The organism is Flavivirga aquimarina (assembly GCF_030540835.1).
Taxonomy (GTDB): Bacteria; Bacteroidota; Bacteroidia; order Flavobacteriales; family Flavobacteriaceae; genus Flavivirga; species Flavivirga aquimarina.
The window spans coordinates 1-281 of sequence record NZ_JAUOEK010000125.1 but is presented as its reverse complement, the minus strand read 5'-3'; the positions used below and the strand labels follow the sequence as shown (position 1 = coordinate 281).

Annotated in this window: 1 pseudogene; it reads right to left on the bottom strand. The window is 45.6% G+C overall.

What is annotated here, in order from left to right:
- Positions 1-5: 5 nt before the first annotated feature.
- Positions 6-281: pseudogene (locus tag Q4Q35_RS12545) on the bottom strand (IS1380-like element ISPto6 family transposase); the annotation flags it as partial.

The following is a 281-nucleotide window of genomic DNA, read 5'->3' as shown; positions in this document are numbered from 1 at the left end:
GTTTTTCAAGGTACGCCACTGTATAAGCGGAGGCACCATTGCCCTGAGTGCCTGACCCACTTGGCAGGAACAGCGATGAAGTGGAAGATGAATTTCTTGATACGGTAAGTAGGCTCGAGGCTTTTGAACCTATTGCTCAAGCTTCCCAGAACAATTGTGTAGAGGTTTCTGCACAGAGCGGTAAAGTAGAGGAAAACAGTATTGTTTTCCAGACTTGAGAACGGCAGGTGGTTCCATCCAAAGTCATTCTTAAGGATGTCAAATTGTTTTTCGGCATTACC